The organism is Pseudomonas sp. MS15a(2019), from assembly GCF_013277805.1.
Classification (GTDB): domain Bacteria; phylum Pseudomonadota; class Gammaproteobacteria; order Pseudomonadales; family Pseudomonadaceae; genus Chryseomonas; species Chryseomonas benzopyrenica.
Window position 1 is genome coordinate 88,324 of sequence record NZ_VBTN01000015.1, and the last position, 18,021, is coordinate 106,344.

Consider the following 18,021-nt stretch of genomic DNA (forward strand, 5'->3'; position numbering starts at 1 on the left):
CACTCATGATGTGTGGAAAGCGCGTCGCGCGAGTTCACCCCCTTTTGGGGTGCGAATGAGCTCACAGCCACATGCGCGAAGCCTGGAAGATCTAGGGAAGGGTTACGCGCCAGCAGCAAGCGCGAGCTCAGCGACTGGCTCATGGTGGGCACAGCGCATTCGTAGGCACCCAGCGACACCGCATGGCCCGCTGAGGATGTCTGCACGGGAGAATGAGATGAAAGCGATTAGCCGTTTGTTTTGGAGTTTGGTAGCTGGCTCCTTCCTGGGGGCCGGTATTGCGTTTTTCAGCGTGCTGATCGGCAAGGGCGGGGAGGAGCTTGGCTTCAGCGCCTGGACGTTCTGGTACTACACGATCTGCATGGGACTGTGTGTAGGCTTGCTGGTCGGCTTCGATACCGTCCGTAAGCACGCCGCTTGGATGCTGGCATTCGTCATCGCAATCGGGCTCGTCATGAGCGTCGGGTTCGTGGGCATGATGGATGTGCACGCCACCGGCGATATGGTCGAGCGGATGCAACAGCAGCTAGAGGCTATGGCGCAGTTGATGGCTCAGGTGGTGATGTATGTGGCACCGGGCGGGGTGGCACTGGCCTACGGTCTGGTCGCTTACGACACGGTGCGGTCGCAAGCAGGGCGCCGGTTGGCAGCGCGTTGACTGGCGCATTCATGCGGCTGAGGCCCAGCGACGCGTAGGCCTATCCGCTCAGGTGCGGCGCCCGCCTTCTACCGCGGCGCCAACTGATCGACGCTTCTAAACGCATCTTGCATCAGCAGCGCCTTCACCGCACGGGTGCGGCGGGTCTGCAGCAAGTGAGGGGTGCCACGCAGCATCTCCACTGCGCCGGCGATCTGCCTGGTGCGAGATCTCAGCCAATTGGCGTCAGAGCTGATCGTGGCCCCAGCGTTGCAGGTCAGCAGGGCCTCGACCTTGTCTCGTAGCTCGTCGGTCATCACCACCCGTCCCAGGATGTGGAAGTCGTTGTGCTCAAGCGTACGACAGTCGGCGGCGGTCATTGCGGCGAGGTTGGAAGGGATACCGGCGCAGAACGCCTTGGTACCCAGAAGGCCGATCACCTCCTGCAGCAGCTCGCCGGCTGATAGCGATCCAGCCTGCAGGGGAATGATCACCCTGGCGCCGGCGTCTATCCAGCTCCGTATGTCCCGAGCGTAGCGGTGCCAAAGGAGCAAGGTCGCCTGCTGATCGCCCACTACGTCTGGGGCAACGATGCTCAGGTTCTCCGGCCGCAGGGTCGTGGTGCACAAGGCGCGATAGAGCGTGAGAACCCTGGGCCAATCCATGGCCAGCTGCCGGCGGAAAGCCGTGAACGCGCCTGAGTCGACGAAGACCTTCCCACCCCTGTCCAGGTGATCAGGCAGGGCCCGTAGCTGCTGCCTGAGCGTCACTCGATCGGCGACGACCCCAATTGCTATCCCGACGTCGAGTGCGGCTTGCAGGTCGCTGTCGGCGGTGAAGCCGGAATGGAACGCGATATTCCAGGTGAAAGATGACGGCATGGTCGGCGACTCGCTAAGGAAAATGCCTACCCTGTCAGCCTTTTGAAATACGCAAGTCACAAGCGCACCGAGCGAGGCTCTAACCCCTCTAGCCCGGTATCTGGAGTGCGGACTTGCATTTTGAAAACTCGTGGGACCGTCGATCTACCCCAACAGAGGTAGTAGATATGACGAACCAGTGGTTTGAAGCGAATCGATTGGAGAGACGATGGCCAGCCATCCGGCGGGCGCTCACTCAGCGCGGAACCAATCTGACGCAGCTCGCGGATAGCAATCAGTTATCGAACCTGCGGACCGCCGCACGGCGCACCTTTCCTGCTGCAGAAGCGGTTATCGCCGAAGCGCTTCAGGTGACCGTGGAAGCGCTCTTCCCGGAGCGTTATGGCGTACCGTGGTCGGAGGCCGCACGGCAGGCCTTCGATGCACTGCTCGAACAGCTGAGCGGCGCCACAGCGGCACAGGCCGGTATGGAGGGCTTCGGCATGCATGTCGCCCAATGGGAGACGCGCCCGCAGCCTTTGCAGGAATGTCCTCGCACTGAGCCAGGCCGGCTTCGTTGGATCAAGGCAAGGCTGCAGCAGCGGCAGTTCGTCCTTGAGCACCTTACCCATCATGCCGGTGTGACGCGGAAGATCTTCGATAGCCTCGGCCGTTCACCACATGTCGGCCTGCAGGCGCTCATCGCGCGCTGCCTCGGCGTGTCACCCCGCGAGCTCTGGCCGGAGCGATACGGCCGCGATGGGCGAGCGCTCGGCACTGACACCCCTGATGGCGAGCATCAGGAACGCCAGGTTCCGGAAGCATCGCGCTTGAGTCTGGGCACCGGCCTTTGGCTCCCCCTGCGTGACATGGTCGGATTGCCCGGACTGCACGGACGCTTCAACGCGATACGCCGACGCGCGCAGGATGAGCGCTGGATCCTGCGTGTGCGGTTTGAGGTGACTGAGGTGCTGTTTACCTCACTGCCACCCGAAACCAAGGCTCACCTCCTGGACGTGCGCTCAGACCCTGACATCGCCTCCCGCGTAGAGATGACCTATGCGGCTGACCCGGTACCGCTTTCGTGCAGCGATCAGACAGCTGCGCCAGCGGCTAAGGTTGCGGCGGTTGAAGGCGGGGTACGCCTGGGATTGGTCGGCGAGTCTGGCCAGACGCTGGATGTGCGAATCTGCAGACGGGCTGTGCCGAGCTTCGCCATCGCGCTGCTGGGTCAAGGCAGGAACGGTACGTAGGGGCGGTGAATGAGCAGGGTTCGCTCCCGCTGCGGGAGTGAACTCGGCTCGAAACTGCAGTCCCTTTCGCCATGCTGGGCTTCTCCAAGGAGCTCTGTCCATGAACACAGATGCTGTATTCGCCGCGCTATCGCGCGCAGGTATCGACCCCTTTCCGTGGTGTCCGATTGAAAGCGAGCTATCCCCAAAGCAGATGCATCGCCGGCTACTACGGCTCAGTACTGCGCCCTATGCAGACGGCTATCTTGCAATCAGCGAAGTTGCTGATTTGGATGAACTCGCCTGCTCGCTAACTCAGCTTGGGATACCTGACGCTGTGGCTCTAGTCCAGCGCATGGCGAGGGGCTCGCTACGGCTGGATGAAGAGGTGGATTTTCTCGCGGCACACATGGAGCGAGTTCGATCCAAAGCGGAAGGTCTTTATCGCGTTGGCCATCTACGCTACGCCCATGTCAAAGGCCTAATCGCTGGCGAGTCGGACAGTCACGCCTACCAGGTACTCGAACTCATCAATGAGACGCTGGACAAGTCGAATCTGCGGCAGACCACGCCTAAGTGCGTCCGGACGCTGGCGGCTCTGGAAGTGGCGCACCGAGATAGCTTGGGCTGGAAGCGACATTTGCCCAGCCCGGCAACGCTCGCTCTGCTAGGAGCAATTTTTCTCGTCGATGCCGTTACCTCTTGCTGGACAGGGCGTCTTACCTACGGTCTACCGGTGGGCGCGGTGAGCCTGGTGCTCCTCGGGCTCGCCGCTGGCCAGAGAAAAAGCGCTGCGAAGGATAATGCTCTTCGCGCTGCTGCGCGTCAGGATCTAATGCGGACATCACAGCCGGTTGCTGGCGGAGAAGCCCGACCAAACCGCGGTGACAAGGCGTCCTGATGCAGATCATCTTCGGTATCGACGCGGCTGAGCAAAAGAAGAATCGTCAGGTCCCGGTCATGTGGGATAGCGAGAAATTGGTGAACGGCCACACCCTCTTGGTGGGGATGTCCGGCTCCGGCAAGACCTACACCTTGCGCAAGATGATCAGCCACATGCTGCAGTCCTGTGGCAGGCACATTCCGCGGATCCACATCTTCGACGTGCACGGCGATCTGTCGATTCCCGGGGCGTCGGAGGTTCGTTTTTCCGAGCGCACCAACTACGGCCTCAATCCGCTTCGCGTGAACCCCGATCCGCACTTCGGCGGTGTGCGAAAGCGCGTGCAGTCCTTTCTTGCCACCATGAATCGCAGCATGCGCCAGATGGGGCCTAAGCAGGAGGCTTGCCTGCGCAATGTGCTGAACGACGTCTACGCCCAGTACGGCTTCAGGCAGGAGGATCCAAGTACCTGGGTTGTGGAGGAAGGCGCCGCAGTGGTCATGACTGACGGCAACGACGATCGCTTGTTCATCGACGTGCCCAAGGGCGAGAAGGACGAGGCCAAGGCCCTGGGCGCGCGCTGGTCGGGCGCGCCGTTGTACAGCTGGTGGGTACCGCAGATCGAGTACCAGGGCGCCATCACCCGCTGGCCGCCGAAGCTCATGGGGCGGGCCCATCCTAGTATCCGCGACGCGCTGCGCATGGCGCAGAACATCCTGCAGCAGTCGTTTCTGGGCTCCGGCGCCGAGGCCGTCACCTACCTGGAGGTCGCCAACCGCGCCGCCCAGGGGCACCGCAAGAAGGTGATCCAGGCTCTGCGCAAAGGCCAAAGCCAGTTCGACGAAGAAGCGGAGAAGTCGGAGCTCGATAAGAGCAAACGCAAGGCCATCGACAGCTATACCGCCTACATCGATGCGATCACCACCGGCAAGGAGCTCGACAGCCTGATGCGCTACGACAGCACCGACGTGCTGAAGTCGGTGGTCGATCGGCTGCAGAACCTCGAGGCGATCGGCATCTTCAAATCGGGGATTCCGCCCTTCGACCCCACCAATCCGGTATGGCGCTACAACATCCACGCCCTGTCGATGGAGGAGCGCAAGCTGATCGTGCTCTTTCGGCTGGAGGAGCTGTTCCTGGCGGCTGTCGAGCGCGGCGAGCAAGACCACATCGTCGACGTCGTGATCCTGGATGAGGCCCACATCTACGCCGACGACGACCCCGAGAGCCCAATCAACCGCATCGCCAAGGAGGCGCGCAAATTCGGCCTGATGCTCGTGGCTGCCTCGCAAAGCCCAACGCATTTTCCGGAGGACTTCGTCGCATCCGTTGCGACCAAGATCGTCCTCGGCATCGATGAGATGTACTGGCGCCAGAGCGCCACCAAGCTTCGTTTGCGGGAGGATGCCCTGGCCTGGGTGACCCCGACGAAGACCATGTTGGTTCAGTTGAAGATGAAGGGGGAGACCCAGAATGACTGGTTCTGGTGCACGATTGCTTAAGGGGCTGCTGCTGGCCGTGATTGCCAGTTTGCCGCTGGCCGGAGCCGTTGCGGCCGAAACGCCGGACGAACTCCCCCTGCTCGACCGCCTGGAGGCCGTGGCCAACCCGATCGGCCGCGGCGCTGTGCTGCAGGACGCCCAGGGCTGCCTGTGGGGCGTACGGCCAGGCCCTAAGGTCCCGCAGCTTGTGGCCATCTCCGATGAGGCTGGCAACGCCTTATGCCGGAGTGCTGCGCCAGGTGCTGCACCGGGGGCTGAGCCGGAGCCGCAGGCGCGCCGCACGCCGCTGGTGAATTAAGCGCGCGATAAGCGATAAGGCCTTCTACTCCGCACTATTGGCGATGCCGTGTGGATTAGCTATCCCTTCATCGGATTAGCCGAACGAACGCCTCGCCGTCCGCATCTGGTGATGCATGCGTTTCCTCTAGCGGTGGCCTCGATGTGCCTGGTAGTGATTGCTGAAGATGAGCCGCTTCTTGTGGAGATGCTGACCGAGATCTTCGAGTCCGAAGGACTCGACGTCACTGCCTTCGCAACGGCGGACGATGCCTGGCGGCACCTGCAGACCGCGGCGCAAGCGCCGGATCTCTTGTTCACCGATGTGCGAATGCCCGGAGCCATGGATGGGTTGGCCCTGGCCAAGCAGGTGATGGCGCGCTGGCCAGCAACTTCGATCGTCGTATCGTCCGGCGATGTGTCAGCGACACCGGAGCTACCGAAGGCCTCGTTCCTTCCTAAGCCGTGGTCGTTCGGTCAGCTGACCACCCTGTGTCGCAACGTCCAGGCGCTCCACCAGCGCCCGGGCTAGCCTGCACGCTGAACAGCTTGGAGTCCTGCGGTACCCGGGCCGTGGAGGGTCGACAGCAGCTGCTTGACCGTCTGGCCGGGCTGCCGTGTGGCGCTTATCGCCGCGCGCCACCGCTGAAGAGGGTGGCCCAGGCTCTGACAGGCGCTCCACGCCCACGCCTGCTGCTGCAGATCGTCAAGATCAGGCCAATCCATATCGTGTCCGTCGGACGATTCGGCGTGCAGCCGCTTCGCCTGGGCGATCACGGCAAGCAGAAACTGGATGTGCTGCTCCGGAGAGAATGTCATGCCGGCGGGCCCTTATTTTTGCGGTGATGACGCCTACTACCGGGATGGCGGCCGAATTGAGAAGGTCTACAGTAGTACGACGACCTTAAGGAGGCGTTATGGCAGACCTTGAGTTTCTTCCCCACCAAGCGCGGCTGCGCTGGGTCGCGCTGATCGAGCAGATGGCCGTCATGGGCCTTGGCCACCTGGTTCGCCTCTACGGGCAGCTGGAAGGATACATCCTGGCCCTGCTCGATGTCGGCTCGATTACCGCGCCACAGCATCGACATCTCGCCCGCCTGGCCGGCGAGTGGTTTGCCCAGTGCCGGGCCGAGTACCTTAAGCGCAAGCAGAAGCCTCGGCGGCGGATAGCGGGCGCGGTGGGAGCTAGGATTGATGAAAGTCATAGGCGGCCAGAGCACGCCTGAGCTGAGCTACTTGGTGTGGCAGTAGAGAGCCGCCAAGGAGTGATCGAGCCAGTCCGGCGAGGCCGGTCGCTCGTTCAGCAAGTTCGGGTGCGAAGCTGCCAGGCTGGCGGCGTCGAGCTGCTGGGAGCTCGCCGCCCGATCCGCTGCCAGTGGGCAGCCGTCGACGGCGTTGCCACCGGAGAGCGATCGGCTCAGCGGGCCGGCGGAAAATGCGATGCTGATGGCGCTGCAAAAGCCGACGGCGAGGAGCGTCCCGCTCGTAGTGCCCTGGGTGATTCGCTGAAGAAGGTGCATGCTGCCGAGCTCCGGTTTGATCGACAGCAGCAGGGTAGCCAGGGCCAGTCTTCGAAAAGCCTGAGTTCGACCCATCGCCGGGCGTTCAAAGCTGCGATGAAGGCTGGAGCGCAGGGTTGATCCACAGGCCGTCGAACCCGCGAAAGAGCGCCGCTGCGCCCATCACGTGCTCGAGGATGTTCTCGACGCAGATCCAGCGTCGCCCGGCTTCTTCCGCCGCCCGCCCGACCATCATGCGGCCGGCGAACAGATCCACCACCAGGTCGTCCGCCTCGGTCAGCCACCGTATGAGGAAGTCTGCCAGGGCGAAGGGGAAGGGCGCGCTGTGCGCCGGTAGGCCGGATTCGATCAACGCCTTCCGGTGCTCACGGCTGCGTCTGCAGCTGTGGCCGATCTGCAGCACGTTTTTCGGTATGGCACCCTCTGTGGGCGCCGCGAAGCTACCCGGGCGCAGTCGGTAAGCGCCGTCGCCATAGGAGGTCTGCCGCGTCTCGCCCCCGGCCGCGATGAGCCTAGCTTGCCGATCGGAATGCGGAACCAAGACCCTCCGATTGTTCGCTTTGCATCGAAGCGGATCAGGCGAGAACCAGTAGCAAGGCTCCCAAGCAACGTTGAGCTGTTGCCGGCTGAGGCTCGCCCACTGGAGGGGGCCCGGTGCCTTGCTACGGTTCTCCCACACCAGGCGGTCCATCAGGTGCAGGCCAAGACGATCTTCCAGGGCGATGACGAGACGCTCCAGATACGTGGAACGCGCCGGCGATCGGTGAAGGAAGATGTCGTTGGACAGGTTCAGGACCAGGCTACCGGTGCTGGCAAGGTTGCCCAACAAGGGCTCGATCGTGCGACAGATGAAGTCGGTGAATTCGCTCGCCTTCGGATTACCGTATCCCCGTGGTTGCTGCAGAGGATAGGGCGGGGAGGTCAGTACGAGGTCGATGCGCTCTTCCAGACCCTGCAGCGCCTGGGGCGAGTGGCCAAACAGCGCCAGGCCCAGTGACGTGCTGAACCCTAGCAGCGTGACCTGCGGCGCCGCGCGATGCATCCCGCGCTTCGCCTCTTCGGTCAGTTGCCACACGCCTCGCTCGTGCGGAACGCGCTCGAGGATGCCGCAGGCCTTGAGGGTCTGCTGATGCCAGCGGATTTCGCGCGTGACGGGGCTGCGGGGCTGACCGGCCGCGCCGATTGGCTGCTTGGCGTGAACCTCCCGGTCCTGGAGCCCTGCGGCGGCGCCGACGAGCCGATAGAGCTCCGCGTTGGCCAGCGGCCGATCCGGGCAGTTCCGGAAGGCCGCTTCGACGAGAGGGAAGAGGTCGAGCTGTGGGGATTGGACCATGGTTAGGGTTGCTCAACGTTGAGTGATACGCCTCATCTTTCCAGGCGTACCGGAAATGCAAGGGCGTGGCCTAATCCAGGAGGCGCTCGAGGGCCGGCTGGTAGGCGAACGGCGCGAGCGATCCGCCGAGGTGAACTTCCTCGTCGGTCAGCGGACGATGGTGCGGCGCGGTCACGGTCGCAGCGAATGTCGGATCGGCCCTCAGGACCTCCAGTAATCCGTAGTAGAGGTAATGGAGCCGGGAGTGATCATCGTGGTCGTTGCGCCTGTGCGCGACGGTGATCAGCTGCGACAGCGCGAGTAGTGAGCACAGGTAGCTGGCAGCTTCGAGCGAAAGAGATTCTTCGACCTGGCCCAGGGTCGCCGTCACAAGCCCGTCCTCGACAGGCAGCACCAGGGCGAAAGCCCCGTTGAAGTAGCGGCGAAGCTGATAGGCGCCATTGCGGTACCCGGATCCCAGTACCTGGCGCATGTTGGTCAGCACCAGGTCCTCGAACGGTAGGCAGTAGCGACCGAGGAGGTTGTAGAGCTCCTGGGTGGTTGGCTCGCTGGTGACGACGAGCTGCAGCGCGTGATCATTTCTGTGCATAGCAGATTCCTCATTGAACCTGCTCAGCATCCACGAGCCGCGGTAAATGCAAACGGCCATTCATGCCGCTTGCGGGACCGGATCGAGAGGGGGCTGTTGACCCTGGGCGCCGGCTTGACTAGGTTGCCTTCCCTTTGGCCAGTTGCGGCGGACCGCCGAAGGAACCGGTGGCGCGATCGGCGCTCTGACGAGACAGGTTGCAATTGGCTGCGGATCGATAAGCTACCCATGACCCCGCGCGAGAAGCGCAGCACCTGGGTGGAAGAGAGGATATGGAAGCAGCAACGATGGAAGTGAGAGTGGCGTCCCATACGCCGCGGTGGTCGGATTGGCCGCGATGGATCAAGCAGGCTGTCCCGTTATTCGTGCAGGTGCTACCCGCCTTTGTCGCATTGACGCTGCTGGCAGCGTTCACCACGGTGAGCATTCTGCTCATCTTGGGTAAAGCGGCGTTCCACCTGGCCAGCCTGTGTTCGCCGTTGATTTTCCTGGTGCTGGCGCTCGCACTTCGGCGTGCAGGGATGCTCGGGGACCGCCCCGTCTTGGGCACGGCCATAGGTGCCGGGTCGCCTTGGCGTAATTTCTTTCGGGTAGCGGCGCCGCTCGCCCTGGTCATCGGCATTGCGCTGAATGCGCTGGCGGTCCTGGCGATGCTTGGCTCCGATATCGGCGCCTGGAAGCGCGGGGCGCTACCCCTCACCACCTTGCCGCTGGACCTCTTCAGCGCGGAGAAACGCCCGCTGCTTGTGATGCTCTACACCACCGCGGTGGAACAGCAGCTGAGCCTGATGCCGCTCTTCGTCATCATGGGCGGCCGGCTCGAGCCGTACCTGGTGGCTGCGGTCATGGCCGGTCGAGAGACATGGTCTTCCGCGCGGGCCGTTCAGGCGCAGCTCAGCAAATCGCAGAAGCTCGTGCTCGGCCCGATGCGGCTGCTGACGCTGTGCGGAGTGACCCTGCAGGCGACAGCGAGAGCGCTGGATGCCACCAGCAACTGGCTTGGTGTCGCGCTGCTCCTGGTAAGCATCGGTGGCTGGCTGTTCTACTGCTGCCTGATCGCCGTAGCCGCGCGGGACATCACCGACTCACACCCGCGATAGCACCTTTCTGCGTGCGAAAAAAAACCCGGCCATGAGCCGGGTTTTTGCTGCTCCGTATTCGCGGAACAGTGTTGGAGCCTGATGCGCCAGTCGCCTGGGCCCTGCAGTGCAGGGTGGAGGCGGGTTTGCCCGTTCCGACAGGAGATCCTGATCGGATGTAGCGAACCCTCGCACCATCTCTGCAACTGCAGCTGTTTTGTAGGTAAAGATCACCCGGGGCACCGTCTGCTGGCCCCACCGTCGCATAGCGAAAGATTCTTTCGCTATGCGACAGGACCTCTACCGAAGTAGAGCTCCCAGCACTTATGGCAGTGGCCGCCTTCTGGACGTATGAAACCGGGGCGCGTGGCAAACGATACGCACGCGACAATTCGGCCAAGGATCAGCTGAGTGATCGGCAACCGAGCTGGATGAAAGATTCTTACAGCGGGTCAGATGGCCCAGGAGAGCCAAACGAGGGGGAGGGTGCTGCGAAGCAGCTGGTGAAGCATCCAAGCCACAGGGGTTGGATCAAGAGCGCCGATAATGACAGCGCCGGCGGTGCCGCACAAGGCCCGCCGGCGTCGGTCCGCGTGATTACTCGCTCTGGAGCCAGCTTTCGACGGTATCGGCACCGTGCTCGGACTTCCAGGCTTTCAGAAGCTTGTGGTTGCCACCCTTAGTTTCGATGACTTCACCGGTTTCGGGGTGCTTATAGCGCTTGAGCGTACGCGCCCGGCGCTGCTGCGGGGCTGCGCCCGAGTTGCTCTTGGACTTGCTGGCAGCGGCAGAGCCGGCGTTGGGGTCCAGAATTGCAATGACGTCGCGCAGCGACTTGTTATGCTCGCCGAGCAGCGCTCGCAGTTTCTTCTCGAAATCGAGTTCTTTCTGCAGACGTTCGTCGGTATTCAGCTGTTCAAGGCGCTGCTGCAATTCCGCAATAGCGGCTTCGGTCTGGCGGTATTCTTGGATCAGGGACATCGTGATCTCCTCAAGATTAGGCTGTGGCTGCCGTTATAGCCTTTTCACATAGTTATGACTAGAGCAAATCATAATTAAATTTGTTTTAAGGCGTTGAAACCAAGGCCACTGCCTATGACGGGTGAAGATTGGGGTTGCGTTCCTGGAAAAGCGTGATTTCATGCTTAACACCAACACAGGAGTATCGGTATGAAGACTGTTCGGCTGGCCGCGATTGCGGTCGTAGTAGCCTCTGCAACTGGCTGTGCGACCCAAGGCCAAGATTTGAAGCCTGTTGCGGCCTCGGAGCTTACTACTCCGGTGTTTAGACCTTGGAAAACAGAAAACCCTACGCTCAAAATTGCGAACGAAAAGCCCTTGCAGTTCGCCCCTAACGCGACTGCCGCGGATAAGCTCTTTGCCGTACTTGGGATGCCGAGTTTCGCTCAGATTGGGCCGGGTGGAGTACGCAATGCTTATCTACAGCAAGCATCGCCTGATCAAGTCAAGCAAGCCATCAGTGCAACGGCACGGCCCAGTGCGGGCTATAACAACGATGGTTCGATGATCGCGTTCAATGCCATCGGTGGTGGAGTGGGCGCTGCTGGCTTGGCGCTCACAGTCCTCGGCGATAACGGCTTCGATCCGCGAACCAAAATGGGCTTTATGTTCTGCTTCGAGAAAAAAAGCGAAACCAGTACTCTCGAGCAGGCCGGGGTCCGATGCGCTTCAAAGTTGAATGACGTAGTCAACGCTACGTTGCAACCCACCGTCCGCGTGCAAAAGCTCGAGTTTGCTCAAGTACGAGATGGCTTTGTCAAAACTCCGACCGGCAGCAAGCTCGGCGAAATCTTCATCGGAACGAAGGGAGGCTATCTCGTCGACGGCTATGCGCCGGTGGACCGGGGCGGCTATCCCGCGCACTTGGTAGCCATACCATTTTACTCCGAAGTGGGTAGCGGCGTGGGTAAGATGATTGGTGCAAATCTTGGTGAGGTAAACGCTGCAGACTTCGCCGCCGCACTGCGCGAGCATTTGCCCAACGATATGGCCTTCTATCTGCCTGATGGGACGAACCCCGCCGCCGCCTACTAATGCGAAGCAAGCGGCTTCGTTTTATTAGGGGCCGCTGATCGCAAGCCTGAACACAGCAGGCTAAAGAGCCTATTGCTATGCAACAGGAAACAGCTAGGAGTTGTGCGATGCATCTTCGCCAACATCTCAATACTTTTTTTCTACTGAAAAAAGAAGTGCGCGCTCTAGCGGCCCGGCATCAGTCTGTGCACCAGGCTTTGCGCCAGATCGAGCGTGAGCTCAATATGCTCGATGCTCAAGGGCAGGGAAAGGGGCTGTCGCAGGCCACGATTTTTCGGTACCGAGAATTACAAACTCGGCAGTGGCGTGAGTCTGAGCGGTTGTCGAGCATAACGTCGGCTTTAGCCGCTTTCGGCCAGCAATTCGTCTGCCTATTTGCTGTTCTGGATGGCCAGCTACTGGCCTCCGACCGACTAGCCGTTTTAGGGGGAAGAGCTCAAGCGTTCGGTACTCAGTCGTGGAGCGAAGCCCCGCTGGAAGTCATGGTGCTTCGATATCATGTCGAAACAGCCTCGGGATACCTAGGATCTGGTCCATTGGCCATTGCGCTGCAAGCCTACCGTGGGCTGCTCGGCCATTCCGGTCAGCGCAGGGGCGCGGTCCAACCGCGTGCACTTCGCATGTCGCGTCCGACGCAGTGCAGTGAGTGGACGCGTCGAAAAAACCGTCGCTAGAGCGTTATTTGGGGTTCGCGCCCATTTGTGGGTGGAATGGAGCTCGCCGAGCGAGGCGGATTTTTTAGGGTAGACGGCAAATCACATAGCCGGGTCGCCCATGAAAACCTCACTTAGAAACCACCTCATCACCCTTGCGTCTGCCGTTGCCGTATCTCAGCTCGTAACCCTTGGGGTGTTTTGGACCAGCGGGCAAGCCTACCTAGACCGCAAGATCACGGCCGGCATCGAGACGGGTGTGTTCGCCAAGGAGCGAGCCGAGAAGCAAGCTTGGGTCGACGCACAATTTGCTCGCTACGGGCGGGCGGCGGACCAGGTGCCAAACGACGCGCGAGTCTATGGCGACCTCAAGGCCCGCTTCACGCTTGCCGAATTCTCCGACCTGGAGTGTCCCTTCTGTAAGCGGCTGCACCCGAGCCTCAAGGAGATCGTGGACAAGTCCAATGGCGCGGTGAACTGGCAGTGGCGCCATATGCCGCTGGGCTTCCATAACCCTGCTGCAACCGATGAGGCGATCGCGACCGAATGCTACGCGGAGCAGAAGGGAAATCGTGGCTTCTGGGTGATCCTCGATCAGATTTTCGAAGAGTCGGCCGGCAATGGCGGCGGTGTGAAGGATCTGCCCGGGCTAGTGTCGCGCCTCGGTGCTGACATGAAGGTCTTCAATCAGTGCATCAGCAGCGGCAAGGTGAAGGACCGTATTGCAGATCACATCCGCATGGGCGAAAAGATCGGTGCTACCGGTACGCCGGCCACCATCGTCATCGACAACCTGACGGGCGAGAAAGAGTTCGTTTCCGGCGCCCAGCCGATCAGCGCCTTCGTGACGATCATGAAACGGATGCTGGCAGCTGAACAGGCAGCGGCGAAGGCTGAAGCGGACAAGGCGCAGGGGAAGCCCCAGGACCAGGGCGATGAGGTTTCGCGCAAGATCCTCGGCTTCGGCTCGGCAGCCGATTCCGCGCAGCCAGCGAAGTAGGTCGCAGATGCCCTCCTGCCCGCCTGACACGAAGCACTCGAGATTGACTCGAGCATGACGCCCGGGGTGATGACCAGGGCGCCTTTGCAGGCGCCCTGGTCATCACCGGCTAAAAGCGCAGGAACGCGACCCGTTGTGTTGGGGCGTGCGTTGCCGCGTCGGGCCGCTGGCCGGTAGACGCGCGCTCACCCTGCGCCGCCAGGCCAGCAAACCGATGCCCAGGTGGGTTGTGCAGAAAGCGACGGGGGGACGGGTCCTGGCCGGTGCCTCTAAACCACGGTGCTAAATGGAGTGTTGGCCAGCTACTCGATCGCCAGCATCTGATGCTCGAGCGCCCGCCGACGGCTTCGCTCGTAATCCCGCATGATCCCCAAGATGACGGAGTTGATGGCCAGCTGATGCTTTGCTCGCGTCGCAGCGACATACAGCAGATTGAGTTCATCACGGCGCGCATCCGGCGGGAGCTCAGGATCCAGGGGATCGGGGAAGTCTTCGCCCAGGTAGACATGCTTCCACTCGAGACCCTTCGAGCGGTGCGCAGTCGATAGGATGACGTCGGCGTCCTTTTCATCCTTCTGTGTCAGCGTCCGCAGGCGCGCCAGTCGCTTCTCGATGTCTGGGAAGAGACCCACCACCTTGATGAGCCTCGCCATCTCGCGGTCCTTGCTCTCCTTGGCCATGGTCAGATACGAGGTCCAGTCAGGGAAGTCCTTCAGCAGACGCTTCGACCTGACCTTGTCGGTCTTTCCCTGGCTGAACCAGACCAGATCCTCCAAGTCGCCAATCTGGTACGCCTCGATGCCGCCGACCCAGTAGAGGGTTCTGCCCTGTGGGGCGAACTCCAGCGCCGTCATGATGACTCCGGAGACCGTCCGACAGAGATACGCGGCCCCTCGAACGCCCTCGTCGAGCTGCGTTTTGATCTGCGTAGGCTGGCCAGCGCCGACGATCTTCAGCTGCTCGCCCTTGTAGCTCAGGATGATGTTGGCCACGGTGGCCACCGCCGGCCCGAAGCGGAAGGATTTGGTCAAATAGAGATCGACGGAGTCATCGAGATCCGGATCGGACAAGGCGTTGTCGGCGCCGCGGAACGCATAGAGCGACTGGTGAGGATCTCCGACGAATATCACCCGGCACGACTGATTCTTGATGAGCCCGAGCGTTATGCCGTTCAGATCCTGTGCCTCATCCGCAAGGATGACATCGAAGCGGTCCCCCAGGTCCGGTTTGCTCAGGTAGTAGAGCTTGAGGTAGGCGTCGTGCAGGTGCGGCACGGTCGTATCCTCCGGATCGATCATGCGTCGCCAGACCTCCCTGGCCTGCAGGAACACCTCGGCGATGAACGCCGGCGGCATCTCGACAATAGGTCGTCCGTTAAAAAGCGGCAGGTGGTCCTCGTGGAAGTCCTCCCGGTCACTGCAAAGGTACGCATTGACCGTAGCGATGACCGCGTTGATGAAGGCCCAGTCACTGGTGCCCAGTACGGCGCGCATGTCTGCCGGGCGCAGCGAGGCACCGAGCTTGTGCTGAAAACGCCGGCCTACTGCCTTGAAGGCCAGCTGATGGGAGGTCATGCATTTCACATTGGACGGAAATCGTGCCTTGCCCTCGTCTGCAATGCTCCTGTTGTAGGCGACGTACAGAAATCTCAACCGGGGATACCGCTTGGTATAGCCCTCGAGCGAAGTCGTCTTGGAGGCCCCAGCAAAGGCTTTCACGCGTATGCGCGGCGCCTTGCACTCATGGAAAGCCAATTGCTCGGGTGTCCACTCAAACGCCATCGCTGCATCTCCTTCGTAGGTTCAGGAATGCTATGGGCTACCCGGCCGTCAAGGCGCCGAGTTCCACCCCGTTGCAGGCGTGAATCGCGAAAGACGCGTGAGGGCGCTGGGGTAGGATTTGGTTTTCCCTAGGGCCAGTGACGCTATGCGAGGATTTATCAGGTCAGGCGTAGCGAGGCGCTTTACTGGCACCGTCCGGCGTCTCGGTGGCACTTCACATGTGGCCCTGCGCCTATGGGTGTTGGCCCTCGGTTTTGTCCCGACTCATTCAGGCGCCCATGCCGCTCCAACCAGTCACAACACCGGCTTCGAGCTGCAGGATCACCGATCCTATAGCGAGGACGCTGATGCTTTAGAGGCCGCTCGTTTTCGTGATCGCGCGTGTAATGGCGACGCTGTCGCGGCGGTAACGTTGGCTCGGATGTATCTGTCGGGCAACGGCTGGTTTGAAGAAGATCCAGCGCGCGGGAAGGCCTTTCTAATGTTGGCAGTGTATGGGGGTAACTACCAAGCCGCCGCTGATTTAGCGGTGGTGATACTCAAGGCGTCGCAAGATGATCCTGCGCTCCAAAAGGCTGCTAAGTGGGTGAAGGTAGCACTCTACGATGCTCCAACACCGCAGGCCCTAATGGCAGCAGGTGTAGTAAAGATGATAGGTCAGGGTAAGGATCTCGCGCCCGCCTATCAAGATGGTGTTCGCTGGTATGTAACGCACAAAGGGAAATCCGATGGATATGTTGATCCGAATATTTGCGGATATAAGTAAAGCGATGCGGCCAGTCATAACCATTGGCCTTTTGGGAGCATCCTGCGTCGCCTGGATAAAGCTGAGCCCTGTCCCCGCTCCTGGCCTAGTATTGGTTGGAGGGCTTGCGATACTTTTTGCGCTGGTCGCGACTATCGCCACCACGATCTTCTGCATCGGGCGATATTTGGACACACCCGCCAATAGAAGAGGTTACCAAGCCTTGTGCAGCGCTGCGTGGCACTCTCCGGCCGATGACTATGACAGCAGCGCCGACCTCATCATCGAGATCCTGTCAAAACAGCCATTGAGCGAGAGGCACCTCGGCAGCTGCTGGACGTTCGATTACGTGAGCGGCCTATACCCACGGTACAGGGGGCAGGGCTTTATCATCCCAAATGCCAGCGGGATAGTTTTGGGCGTTGTCACGGGTCTGCCCGGCCGGTGGCACCAGTCATCTTACGTGCAGGCGTCTGCCTCCTTAGACGGCAGCGTTTACTCTATCGAGTCCGCGATTGGCCCTTTGCGCTCCTGGGTAAAAGCCGGCTCTAAAGTCGCACTGGAGCTTGATAGCTCCGAGCCAGTGATTCACGGTGGCCCATTTCATAGGCTCCAAATACGTCGTAGTGCAGTGCCTCCGGTATTACGTCGCTTCGCAGGCGAATCTGTTAGCGGGTAGGCCGATTCCTTTTAGCGGATGTTCGACTCGCCAGTGTTTGGCAGAGACGCTCGTATTCCTCTTTGCTACCCGCATTGAGCACTGCACGAAGGTGGAACCGTTCATGCTCCTGGTTCCCCGCTGCGATCTTTTGATTAGCCTGATCCGAATCGTCCATGCCCGGCCCCAGCAGGATCATCAATTCGCAATAGCCAAGTTTTGCCAGATCCGTTGCGGACACAGAAGCCCTAGCCTTTTTCACGGTGTGATTGCTGCTCATGAGCGTGCTCGCGCTACTTGGTAGGAGGTCAGTCTATCAGCGGATGGTAAAACGCAAGCGGCGCAACTAGACCCTGGTGTCGGTTTCCCAAATTATTGCGGGAATTTTGGAAATAGATGCGACTACGAGGATGGGAAAGGCTGACGGATTCCAAATGTGCTGAAGGTCATGGTTCTTTTTCCTGTTGCGTGGTGTTGCGCGCCGGCATGCAACAGCCGGGCGAATTCCTACAACTTCTGATGGATCAAGGTGAGCACTTCGTCAGCGCACTTTGCGTAGGCCGACGACATGGCGCGACCGCGATCATCGTCGCCAAGCCCTTCGTGCTGCTGACGTTCACGAAATGCATCAAGCGCGAGTCGTACAGTCATCGCCTGCGCGTCAGTGAGTGCAGTACCTTCGATTACAATTCTTGCTTCTGCCACGGCCTGTTCCTGTCGATCCTGGGGAGCAAAAAGCGTCTCTCTTTACGGGCTTAGCCCGCACTGGGCGGGCTGATGGGGCAGGCGGTTTCCGTGATCAGTTGGCTTTCAAGTAGCCCATGAGCAGCGCCTGCTGCTGGAGCAGATTAACGAACGCAGTTATGTCTACTTTGTCGCCAAAGGTCGGCCATGATGTACCAAGGAAGAAATGTGCTGCGGCAAAAGAGAGCGCATCGCCAGCCTCGCCATTAACAGCAAGACTGATCCGTGCCCGCGGGTAAAGGCTCAGCACCTCACTGACCTGCGCTACAGACCAAACAAGGCCTGTGGTTTCCGCAAGAAATTCAGCAGCAGAGCAGAGTTGGCTTTCAGACGGTTGCGCGTCACGGTTCTTGAGATAGTCAGCTACGCCTTCGCGCTGCATGCGGAACCAGTAGTGAAGCCCGTCTTCGAGCTTGCCATCCTCTTTCTGAGCAAAACGCAGCGCTGTTTCTGGTGATGCAATGAACATAGTGA

At 60.8% G+C, this 18,021-nt stretch carries 22 protein-coding genes; 13 read left to right on the top strand and 9 right to left on the bottom strand.

Annotation, left to right across the window (positions count from 1 at the left end; all coding sequences use genetic code 11):
- Positions 1-217 precede the first annotated feature (217 nt).
- Positions 218-658, top strand: a complete 441-nt coding sequence (locus FEZ61_RS21725; RefSeq protein ID WP_064306930.1) for a hypothetical protein — start codon at positions 218-220, stop codon at positions 656-658.
- A gap of 68 nt (positions 659-726) precedes the next feature.
- On the opposite strand, the gene FEZ61_RS21730 is transcribed toward FEZ61_RS21725, so the two are convergent.
- The gene (locus tag FEZ61_RS21730) at positions 727-1,518 is read right to left on the bottom strand and encodes a hypothetical protein (RefSeq protein ID WP_064306931.1); all 792 of its coding nucleotides are present in this window, start codon (positions 1,516-1,518) and stop codon (positions 727-729) included.
- A gap of 167 nt (positions 1,519-1,685) precedes the next feature.
- Between FEZ61_RS21730 and FEZ61_RS21735 the strand changes: the two genes are divergently transcribed.
- The 5 genes from FEZ61_RS21735 to FEZ61_RS21755 all read left to right on the top strand — a co-directional run bounded on the left by FEZ61_RS21735 (position 1,686) and on the right by FEZ61_RS21755 (position 5,922).
- Positions 1,686-2,750 (top strand): helix-turn-helix domain-containing protein, encoded by a 1,065-nt coding sequence (locus tag FEZ61_RS21735; protein ID WP_064306932.1) that lies wholly within the window; start codon positions 1,686-1,688, stop codon positions 2,748-2,750.
- A gap of 100 nt (positions 2,751-2,850) precedes the next feature.
- The gene (locus FEZ61_RS21740) at positions 2,851-3,630 is read left to right on the top strand and encodes a hypothetical protein (protein WP_064306933.1); all 780 of its coding nucleotides are present in this window, start codon (positions 2,851-2,853) and stop codon (positions 3,628-3,630) included.
- On the top strand, positions 3,630-5,114 hold the full coding sequence (locus FEZ61_RS21745) for a DUF87 domain-containing protein (RefSeq protein ID WP_064306934.1): 1,485 nt from the start codon (positions 3,630-3,632) through the stop codon (positions 5,112-5,114). The genes FEZ61_RS21740 and FEZ61_RS21745 overlap by 1 nt, the downstream gene beginning before the upstream one ends.
- A complete protein-coding gene (locus FEZ61_RS21750; RefSeq protein WP_156522269.1) occupies positions 5,086-5,412 on the top strand; it encodes a hypothetical protein in 327 nt (108 codons plus the stop codon). The genes FEZ61_RS21745 and FEZ61_RS21750 overlap by 29 nt, the downstream gene beginning before the upstream one ends.
- Before the next feature lie 141 nt (positions 5,413-5,553).
- Complete coding sequence (locus tag FEZ61_RS21755; protein WP_231893018.1) at positions 5,554-5,922, top strand: response regulator; 369 nt, start codon at positions 5,554-5,556, stop codon at positions 5,920-5,922.
- Here FEZ61_RS21755 and FEZ61_RS21760 read toward each other — a convergent pair.
- Complete coding sequence (locus FEZ61_RS21760; RefSeq protein ID WP_064306936.1) at positions 5,919-6,209, bottom strand: hypothetical protein; 291 nt, start codon at positions 6,207-6,209, stop codon at positions 5,919-5,921. The two genes, FEZ61_RS21755 and FEZ61_RS21760, sit on opposite strands and share 4 nt — an antisense overlap.
- 98 nt (positions 6,210-6,307) lie before the next feature.
- Between FEZ61_RS21760 and FEZ61_RS21765 the strand changes: the two genes are divergently transcribed.
- Positions 6,308-6,616, top strand: a complete 309-nt coding sequence (locus FEZ61_RS21765) for a hypothetical protein (protein WP_064306937.1) — start codon at positions 6,308-6,310, stop codon at positions 6,614-6,616.
- Positions 6,617-6,622: 6 nt separating this feature from the next.
- On the opposite strand, the gene FEZ61_RS21770 is transcribed toward FEZ61_RS21765, so the two are convergent.
- The 3 genes from FEZ61_RS21770 to FEZ61_RS21780 all read right to left on the bottom strand — a co-directional run bounded on the left by FEZ61_RS21770 (position 6,623) and on the right by FEZ61_RS21780 (position 8,832).
- Positions 6,623-6,910 carry a hypothetical protein gene (locus FEZ61_RS21770; RefSeq protein WP_064306938.1) on the bottom strand — a complete coding sequence of 96 codons (288 nt, stop codon included), beginning with the start codon at positions 6,908-6,910 and terminating at the stop codon, positions 6,623-6,625.
- A gap of 85 nt (positions 6,911-6,995) precedes the next feature.
- Positions 6,996-8,243: a site-specific DNA-methyltransferase gene (locus tag FEZ61_RS21775; RefSeq protein ID WP_064306939.1), complete on the bottom strand. Its 1,248-nt coding sequence runs from the start codon at positions 8,241-8,243 to the stop codon at positions 6,996-6,998.
- Between the two features lie 70 nt (positions 8,244-8,313).
- A complete protein-coding gene (locus FEZ61_RS21780; RefSeq protein WP_064306940.1) occupies positions 8,314-8,832 on the bottom strand; it encodes a hypothetical protein in 519 nt (172 codons plus the stop codon).
- Positions 8,833-9,104: 272 nt separating this feature from the next.
- On the opposite strand from FEZ61_RS21780, the gene FEZ61_RS21785 reads away from it, so the two are divergent.
- Positions 9,105-9,932 carry a hypothetical protein gene (locus tag FEZ61_RS21785; RefSeq protein WP_064306941.1) on the top strand — a complete coding sequence of 276 codons (828 nt, stop codon included), beginning with the start codon at positions 9,105-9,107 and terminating at the stop codon, positions 9,930-9,932.
- A gap of 576 nt (positions 9,933-10,508) precedes the next feature.
- Here FEZ61_RS21785 and FEZ61_RS21790 read toward each other — a convergent pair.
- Complete coding sequence (locus FEZ61_RS21790) at positions 10,509-10,892, bottom strand: histone-like nucleoid-structuring protein, MvaT/MvaU family (protein ID WP_064306942.1); 384 nt, start codon at positions 10,890-10,892, stop codon at positions 10,509-10,511.
- A gap of 189 nt (positions 10,893-11,081) precedes the next feature.
- Here FEZ61_RS21790 and FEZ61_RS21795 point away from each other — a divergent pair, with 189 nt between their 5' ends.
- The 3 genes from FEZ61_RS21795 (at position 11,082) to FEZ61_RS21805 (ending at position 13,619) form a co-directional block, all read left to right on the top strand.
- Positions 11,082-11,966: a hypothetical protein gene (locus FEZ61_RS21795; RefSeq protein ID WP_143008585.1), complete on the top strand. Its 885-nt coding sequence runs from the start codon at positions 11,082-11,084 to the stop codon at positions 11,964-11,966.
- A gap of 107 nt (positions 11,967-12,073) precedes the next feature.
- Positions 12,074-12,640, top strand: a complete 567-nt coding sequence (locus FEZ61_RS21800; RefSeq protein ID WP_143008586.1) for a hypothetical protein — start codon at positions 12,074-12,076, stop codon at positions 12,638-12,640.
- A 100-nt stretch (positions 12,641-12,740) separates the two neighbouring features.
- Positions 12,741-13,619, top strand: a complete 879-nt coding sequence (locus FEZ61_RS21805; RefSeq protein WP_064306944.1) for a DsbA family protein — start codon at positions 12,741-12,743, stop codon at positions 13,617-13,619.
- Between the two features lie 302 nt (positions 13,620-13,921).
- Here FEZ61_RS21805 and FEZ61_RS21810 read toward each other — a convergent pair whose 3' ends face one another.
- Entirely contained in the window at positions 13,922-15,400 is a 1,479-nt protein-coding gene (locus FEZ61_RS21810; protein WP_064306945.1) for an ATP-binding domain-containing protein, read from the bottom strand.
- 220 nt (positions 15,401-15,620) lie between these two features.
- Between FEZ61_RS21810 and FEZ61_RS21815 the strand changes: the two genes are divergently transcribed.
- Complete coding sequence (locus tag FEZ61_RS21815) at positions 15,621-16,166, top strand: hypothetical protein (RefSeq protein ID WP_143008587.1); 546 nt, start codon at positions 15,621-15,623, stop codon at positions 16,164-16,166.
- Between the two features lie 647 nt (positions 16,167-16,813).
- Here the strand turns inward: FEZ61_RS21815 and FEZ61_RS21820 are convergent.
- Complete coding sequence (locus tag FEZ61_RS21820; protein WP_143008588.1) at positions 16,814-17,083, bottom strand: hypothetical protein; 270 nt, start codon at positions 17,081-17,083, stop codon at positions 16,814-16,816.
- A gap of 206 nt (positions 17,084-17,289) precedes the next feature.
- Between FEZ61_RS21820 and FEZ61_RS21825 the strand changes: the two genes are divergently transcribed.
- A complete protein-coding gene (locus tag FEZ61_RS21825; protein WP_064306947.1) occupies positions 17,290-17,562 on the top strand; it encodes a hypothetical protein in 273 nt (90 codons plus the stop codon).
- 40 nt (positions 17,563-17,602) lie between these two features.
- Here the strand turns inward: FEZ61_RS21825 and FEZ61_RS21830 are convergent, their stop codons facing one another.
- The gene (locus FEZ61_RS21830) at positions 17,603-18,016 is read right to left on the bottom strand and encodes a hypothetical protein (protein WP_064306948.1); all 414 of its coding nucleotides are present in this window, start codon (positions 18,014-18,016) and stop codon (positions 17,603-17,605) included.
- Between the last annotated feature and the right edge of the window lie 5 nt (positions 18,017-18,021).

What these genes read in the sequence shown, in the direction of transcription:
- FEZ61_RS21725 (WP_064306930.1), top strand. Translation starts at nt 218, where the DNA reads ATGAAAGCGATTAGCCGTTTGTTTTGGAGTTTGGTAGCTGGCTCCTTC.
- FEZ61_RS21730 (WP_064306931.1), bottom strand. Translation starts at nt 1,518, where the DNA reads ATGCCGTCATCTTTCACCTGGAATATCGCGTTCCATTCCGGCTTCACC.
- FEZ61_RS21735 (WP_064306932.1), top strand. Translation starts at nt 1,686, where the DNA reads ATGACGAACCAGTGGTTTGAAGCGAATCGATTGGAGAGACGATGGCCA.
- FEZ61_RS21740 (WP_064306933.1), top strand. Translation starts at nt 2,851, where the DNA reads ATGAACACAGATGCTGTATTCGCCGCGCTATCGCGCGCAGGTATCGAC.
- FEZ61_RS21745 (WP_064306934.1), top strand. Translation starts at nt 3,630, where the DNA reads ATGCAGATCATCTTCGGTATCGACGCGGCTGAGCAAAAGAAGAATCGT.
- FEZ61_RS21750 (WP_156522269.1), top strand. Translation starts at nt 5,086, where the DNA reads ATGACTGGTTCTGGTGCACGATTGCTTAAGGGGCTGCTGCTGGCCGTG.
- FEZ61_RS21755 (WP_231893018.1), top strand. Translation starts at nt 5,554, where the DNA reads ATGTGCCTGGTAGTGATTGCTGAAGATGAGCCGCTTCTTGTGGAGATG.
- FEZ61_RS21760 (WP_064306936.1), bottom strand. Translation starts at nt 6,209, where the DNA reads ATGACATTCTCTCCGGAGCAGCACATCCAGTTTCTGCTTGCCGTGATC.
- FEZ61_RS21765 (WP_064306937.1), top strand. Translation starts at nt 6,308, where the DNA reads ATGGCAGACCTTGAGTTTCTTCCCCACCAAGCGCGGCTGCGCTGGGTC.
- FEZ61_RS21770 (WP_064306938.1), bottom strand. Translation starts at nt 6,910, where the DNA reads ATGCACCTTCTTCAGCGAATCACCCAGGGCACTACGAGCGGGACGCTC.
- FEZ61_RS21775 (WP_064306939.1), bottom strand. Translation starts at nt 8,243, where the DNA reads ATGGTCCAATCCCCACAGCTCGACCTCTTCCCTCTCGTCGAAGCGGCC.
- FEZ61_RS21780 (WP_064306940.1), bottom strand. Translation starts at nt 8,832, where the DNA reads ATGCACAGAAATGATCACGCGCTGCAGCTCGTCGTCACCAGCGAGCCA.
- FEZ61_RS21785 (WP_064306941.1), top strand. Translation starts at nt 9,105, where the DNA reads ATGGAAGCAGCAACGATGGAAGTGAGAGTGGCGTCCCATACGCCGCGG.
- FEZ61_RS21790 (WP_064306942.1), bottom strand. Translation starts at nt 10,892, where the DNA reads ATGTCCCTGATCCAAGAATACCGCCAGACCGAAGCCGCTATTGCGGAA.
- FEZ61_RS21795 (WP_143008585.1), top strand. Translation starts at nt 11,082, where the DNA reads ATGAAGACTGTTCGGCTGGCCGCGATTGCGGTCGTAGTAGCCTCTGCA.
- FEZ61_RS21800 (WP_143008586.1), top strand. Translation starts at nt 12,074, where the DNA reads ATGCATCTTCGCCAACATCTCAATACTTTTTTTCTACTGAAAAAAGAA.
- FEZ61_RS21805 (WP_064306944.1), top strand. Translation starts at nt 12,741, where the DNA reads ATGAAAACCTCACTTAGAAACCACCTCATCACCCTTGCGTCTGCCGTT.
- FEZ61_RS21810 (WP_064306945.1), bottom strand. Translation starts at nt 15,400, where the DNA reads ATGGCGTTTGAGTGGACACCCGAGCAATTGGCTTTCCATGAGTGCAAG.
- FEZ61_RS21820 (WP_143008588.1), bottom strand. Translation starts at nt 17,083, where the DNA reads ATGAGCAGCAATCACACCGTGAAAAAGGCTAGGGCTTCTGTGTCCGCA.
- FEZ61_RS21825 (WP_064306947.1), top strand. Translation starts at nt 17,290, where the DNA reads ATGCAACAGCCGGGCGAATTCCTACAACTTCTGATGGATCAAGGTGAG.
- FEZ61_RS21830 (WP_064306948.1), bottom strand. Translation starts at nt 18,016, where the DNA reads ATGTTCATTGCATCACCAGAAACAGCGCTGCGTTTTGCTCAGAAAGAG.